The 5,016-nt window shown below is 71.2% G+C and carries 1 protein-coding gene; it reads left to right on the top strand.

What is annotated here, in order from left to right; translation table 11 throughout:
* Positions 1–5,016, top strand: a 5,016-nt coding sequence (locus U9983_RS26575; protein WP_322756635.1) for an SDR family NAD(P)-dependent oxidoreductase, incomplete at both ends; no start/stop codon positions are given.

The following is a 5,016-nucleotide window of genomic DNA, read 5'->3' on the forward strand; positions in this document are numbered from 1 at the left end:
CGCGCAGGGTGGCCCGGTCGCGGATGTGGCCTCGGCTGGATTGACCCCGACCACCCATCCGCTGCTCGGAGCCACGGTGGCACGAGCGGACGGCCAGGGGATCGTCTTCACCGGCCGGTTGTCGCGGGGCAGCCAGCTGTGGCTCGCTGACCACGCTGTCCGCGGGACCGTCCTGGTGCCAGGTGCCGCCCTGGTCGAGCTCGCCATGCGGGCGGGCGACGAGGTCGGCTGCGACTTGCTGGAAGAGCTGTTCAACGAGACGCCGATGGTGCTCGGGCAGGAGGACCTGCAGATCCAGGTAACCGTAAGCGGCTCTCAGGACGGCCGGCACGTCGTCGAGATCTACTCACGACCGGGCACGCCCCGGTGTGAGGTGCCGTGGACTCGGCACGCGCACGGCACTGTCTCCACATCGGACACGGAACCGGACGCCGCATTCGGGACCTGGCCGCCCCAGGGCGCGGACCCGGTCGATCTCTCCGGGTTCTATTCCGGGCGGGCCGGGGCCGGATACGAGTACGGGCCGGCGTTCCGCGGGCTGCGCGCGCTCTGGCAGCGCGGCACGGAGGTCTTCGCCGAGGTCGCCCTTCCGGAGGGGGTGACGGACGCCGACCGGTTCGGGCTCCATCCCGCCCTGCTCGACGCTGCTTTGCACGCCACTGCCTTCTGTCCTGGACAGAGCTCGCAAACCGGCGAGGTACGGCTGCCGTTCGCGTGGCACGACGTGGTGTTGCACGCGTCCGGTGCCACTGCCCTGCGGGTGCGGGTTCGCCCGGCCGGGTCGGACCGGGTCCACCTGGTGGCGGTGGATGGAACCGGCCGTCCGGTGGTGTCGGTGGGTGCGTTGGTGACCCGGCCGCTGACCGCGCCCCTGGCGACCGCGGCGTCCGGCGCGTCTCTGTACCGGGTCGACGAGGTCGAGTCGGCAGATCACGCCCCGGTACCGAGGGCGCGGTGCGCGGTCGTCGGTGCGGACGAGCTGTCCGTGGCCGAACCGCTCGGCGCGGTCCGCGTGCCGACCCTCGCCGATCTCGCGGACCCGGTTCCGCTCTACGTCTGCGTTTCGTACGACACCACGCCGGCCGACGCGGAGCCGTTGCCGGGTGCTCGCAAGATCACCAACCAGGTGCTCGACACGGTGCGGGAATGGTTGGCGGGCAGCCGTTACGGGTCCGCGAAGCTGGTCGTGGTCGTACGCGGTTTCGGTGCTTCGGCTGCCCGGGGCCTGCTCCGTTCGGCGCAGTCGGAGCACCCGGACCGGATCGTCGTGGTGGAGTTCGACGGACACGAGGAGTCGGGGCCCGCCCTGCATGCGGCGCTGGCGATGGGGGAGCCGCAGCTGGTCGTTCGGGCCGGTGTCATCTCGGTTCCGCGGCTGGGGCCGGTGTCGGGCGGTGGCCGATTGGTGCCGCCGCCCGGGGCTTGGCGGCTGGTGACCTCGGGAGTGACGCTGGACGATCTCACACCCGTGCCCGCCCCGGACGTCGAGGCTCCGCTCGAACCGCACCAGGTCCGGATCGCCGTACGTGCGGCGGGATTGAGCCTCCGCGATGTCCACGTGGCGCTGAACATGGTCCCAGGTCAGCAAGGCGTCGGTGGTGAAGGCGCCGGCGTGGTGCTGGAGACCGGCTCTGCGGTCCGCGGGCTCGTGCCGGGTGACCGGGTGATGGGCCTGTTCGACAGTCCGCTGGGCGCGTTCGGACCAGTCGCCGTCACTGACGCCCGGCTGCTGGTGCCCATTCCGCCGGGATGGACTTTCGCGACGGCGGCGACGGTGCCGGGGGTGTTCCTGACCGCCTACTACGGCTTGAGGGACCTCGCGCGTGTCGGCCTCGACACGAGGGTGCTGGTGCATACGGCAGCCGGCGGGATCGGGATGGCGGCGGTGCAACTGGCACGGCTGTGGGGTGCCGATGTGTTCGCGACGGCGAGCGTGGGCGAGCAGGGTGTGCTGCGGTCGCTGGGGTTGCCTGCGGACCGGGTCGCCGATTCACACGCCCTCGGCTTCCGCGAGAGGTTCCTGGCCGCGACGGGCGGTCAGGGGGTCGACGTGGTACTGAACAGCGTGGGCGGGGAGTTCGTGGACGCCTCGCTCAGCCTGCTGCCGCGTGGCGGTGCCTACCTTGAGACGGGCACGGCGGGGATGCCCGACCTGGTGCCGGGCGACGGGATCGCCTGTCGGGCATACGACCTCCGCGAGGCCGGGCCTGAGCACATCCAGGAGATGCTGATCGAGCTGCTGGCTCTCTTCGAGTGCGGTGACCTGCGGCCGTTGCCCGTGCGAGCCTGGGACGCGCGTGAGTCACCGCAGGCCTTCCGGTTCATCAGCCAGGCTGGTCACACCGGCACGGTCGCCCTGACCTTCGAGCACCGACTGGACCCGGAGGGCACCGCGCTGATCACCGGTGGCACCGGGCTGCTCGGCGGGTTGGTGGCCCGGCACCTGGTGGCCGAGCACGGAATTCGCCATCTGCTGCTGGTGTCGCGGCGTGGCCGCGAGGTTGACGGCGTGGCAGAGCTGGAAGCGGAGCTGATCCGCAGCGGTGCGGTGGTCACCGTAGCGGCATGTGATGTGTCGGACCGGGACGCGGTGGCGGGCGTACTGGCCGGTGTGCCCAGCGAGCATCCTTTGACAGCGGTGGTGCACGCTGCGGGCGCGCTCGACGACGGGGTGGTCGAAGCCCTGACGCCGGAGCGGGTGGACACGGTATTCCGGCCGAAGGCCGACGCGGCGTGGCACCTGCACGAGCTGACCCAAGGCGCGGACCTCGCCGCGTTCGTCCTCTTCTCCTCGGCAGCCGGCGTCCTGGGTAACCCCGGGCAGGCGAACTATGCCGCTGCGAACGCGTTTCTGGACGAACTGGCGCGGCGGCGGCGCGCGGCGGGGCTGCCGGCCGTGTCGCTGGCCTGGGGCTACTGGTCCCAGGAGAGCACCCTCACCCGCCGTCTCGGCGAGAGAGACCTGGCCAGGCACCGGCGCGCGGGCATGGGAGGGCTCAGCTCGGAGGAGGGGCTCGCCCTGTTTGACACCGCTTTGTACGCGGGCGAAGCTGTGTTGCTGGCCGCGAAACTGGATCTGGCCGCACTGCGGACGGCAAAGCCGCCGGTTCCCCCGCTGCTGCGAGGGCTGGTTGGCCCCCGCCGCCCGGCGGCCCAGGTCGCTGCTGCGCACAGCGGTCTGGCCGGACGGCTGGCCGGCCTGGCTCCGACAGAGCGGGACCAGCACCTGCTCGATCTGGTCCGGGCTCACGCGGCAACCGTTCTCGGGCACGCTCGCGCCGACCAGTTGGATTCGGCCAGGGCATTCAAGGAAGCCGGATTCGACTCGCTCACCGCTGTGGAACTGCGCAACCGGTTGTCCGCCGCGGTAGGCATCACGTTGTCGTCGACTGTCGTGTTCGACCATCCGACGCCGACGGCTCTCGCCGCGCACATTGGCTCCGAGCTGGCAGGCGAACGCGTCACCGTTGCCTCACCGCTGTCGGCCGCCCTGGCCGCGGGCGACCACGACGATCCCGTGGTCATCGTGAGCATGGCCTGCCGGTTCCCCGGCGGGGCCGACACCCCGGAGGAACTGTGGCGGCTTCTGGTTGACGAAGCGGACACCGTGTCCGGTTTTCCGACGGACCGTGGCTGGGACCTCGACGGACTGTTCGACCCGGACCCGGACCGGCTGGGCAAGTCCTATGTACGGCACGGCTCGTTCCGGTACGACATCGCGGAATTCGACGCGAACTTCTTCGGTGTCTCGCCGCGCGAGGCGCAGGCGATGGACCCTCAGCAGCGGATGCTGCTGGAAACCTCGTGGGAGGCGTTCGAACGCGCGGGAATCCCACCGGACTCCCTGCGGGGCCGTGACGTCGGGGTGTTCGTCGGCGTGATCAGCCACGACTACCACGTGCTGATGCACCAGTCCCCCGGCGACCTAGAAGGCTACCGGCTGACCGGCACGTCCGCCAGCGTCGCCTCGGGTCGGCTGGCCTACGTCTACGGGCTGGAAGGCCCGGCCGTGACGGTGGACAGCGCGTGCAGTTCATCGTTGGTCGCGCTGCACATGGCTGCGCAGGCCGTACGCCGCGGCGAATGCTCACTCGCTCTGGCCGGCGGCGTCTCTCTGATGAGCCTGCCCGGGCCCTTTGTCGACTTTTCCCGACAGCGGGGACTGGCCGCAAACGGCCGCTGCAAGCCGTTCGCCGCGGCGGCGGACGGAACAGCCTGGGGCGAGGGCGCCGGCCTGCTGTTGGTTGAGCGGTTGTCAGCAGCCCGGAAGGCCGGCCATCCGGTGCTCGCGGTGGTGCGAGGCTCAGCGGTGAATCAGGACGGCGCGTCCAACGGGTTGACCGCGCCCAACGGCCCATCCCAGCAGCGGGTGATCCGGCAGGCGCTCGCCAACGCACACCTGTCCGCTTCGGACGTCGACGCCGTCGAGGCGCACGGCACCGGGACGACGCTGGGCGACCCGATCGAGGCGCAGGCGCTGCTGGCCACGTACGGGCAGGACCGCCCACAGGACCAGCCGCTGTGGCTGGGCTCCATCAAGTCGAACATCGGTCACACCCTGGGGGCCGCCGGAGTCGCCGGGGTGATCAAGACGGTGCTGGCGCTGCGGCACGGATTCCTGCCGAAGTCCCTGCACCTCGACGAGCCGACGGGGCACGTGGATTGGTCGTCGGGGGCGGTCCGGTTGCTGGCGCGGGCGAGGGACTGGCCACAGCTGGACCGGCCGCGGCGGGCGGGGGTGTCGTCGTTCGGCGTCAGCGGGACCAACGCGCATGTGGTTCTCGAACAGTCACCTGAGCCGGAGTCGGAGCCCGAGCGGGCCGCTGCCGTCCCGGTGCCGACGCCGGTACTGCTGTCGGGCCGTGGGGACGGCGCGCTGCGGGCGCAGGCCGACCGGCTCTGCTCGCTGATGGACGCCGAGTCGGACCTGAACGTCGTCGACATAGGTTTCTCCTCGGTGACGACCCGCGCGTCGCTGGACGACCGCGCGGTCGTGCTGACCACCACGTCCGCATC

This window comes from Protofrankia sp. Cas3 (assembly GCF_963555955.1).
Classification (GTDB): domain Bacteria; phylum Actinomycetota; class Actinomycetes; order Frankiales; family Frankiaceae; genus Protofrankia.